At 66.6% G+C, this 965-nt stretch carries 1 protein-coding gene; it reads right to left on the bottom strand.

All coding sequences use genetic code 11. The features are described 5' to 3' along the window. Positions 1–19: 19 nt before the first annotated feature. Positions 20–886, bottom strand: a complete 867-nt coding sequence (locus JFB92_RS24980; RefSeq protein ID WP_199044673.1) for an IS5 family transposase — start codon at positions 884–886, stop codon at positions 20–22. Positions 887–965 lie beyond the last annotated feature (79 nt).

Genomic DNA, 965 nt, shown 5'->3' with positions numbered 1-965 from the left:
CTAGGGCCTGTTTGAGAAGCTAGGGCTTCCAGTCGAGGATCATCGCGACCTGGACGGTGGCCTCGTATCGGACGGCGAGTTTGTCGTAGCGGGTCGCGACGGCGCGGAATCGCTTGAGCCGGTTGAAGAACCGCTCGACGGTGTTGCGGTCTTTGTATGCTTCCCGGTCGAATGCCGGAGGCCTGCCACCGGCGCGGCCCTTGGCCTGCCGGTTCCGCCGCTGGTCCTTTTTCTCGGGGATCACCGCCTGGATGCCGCGCCTGCGCAGGTAGGCGCGGTTCTTGCGGGAGGTGTAGGCCTTGTCGGCCATGACCCTTCCGGGTCGGGTCCGGGGTCGGCCCGGCCCGGGCCGGGACACGCGTATTCGCTCCAGCAGCGGACGGAACTGGGGACTGTCTCCAGCCTGACCTGCGGTCATGGTCATCGACAGGCCGACTTGGGCGTTGTCGGCCACAGTGTGGATCTTGGTGGTCCGACCCCCGCGGGACTTGCCGATGGCGTGGTCGGCCGGCTCGCCGGCCACGGGTCGGGCCGCGGCACCGGCGGCGTGCTGATGCGCGCGGACGATCGTGGAGTCGACGCTGACGTCCCAGGTCAAGCGGCCTGCGTTGTCAAGGAAGGTCAGGATGGCCTTGAGCAGCATCGGCCAGATGCCCTCCAGTTGCCAGGTGCGGAAGAGCCCGTAGACGGTCTCCCAGGGGCCGAATGCAGTCTCGGGAACGAACCGCCAGGGCGATCCGGTGCGGACTCGCCAGGCGATTCCGTCGAGCAACTGCCGCCTCGACCTGGTGATCGGCCGCCCGGTCACCGCGGGCGCCGGGACCCATTTGCGCAGGTGTCCCCACTGCTTGTCAGTGAGCACGGCGTGAGCAGGTACTCTTGACACTTGGAGCCTCCAGTGATCAGTTTGCTTGCAGCACAACCAAACTAACTGGAGGCTCCCTCACTTCTCAAACAGGCCCTAG

The sequence above is a fragment of the Glycomyces salinus genome, from assembly GCF_016428645.1.
GTDB classification, from domain to species: Bacteria; Actinomycetota; Actinomycetes; order Mycobacteriales; family Micromonosporaceae; genus Glycomyces; species Glycomyces salinus.
This window is presented reverse-complemented; position numbering and strand designations above follow the sequence as displayed.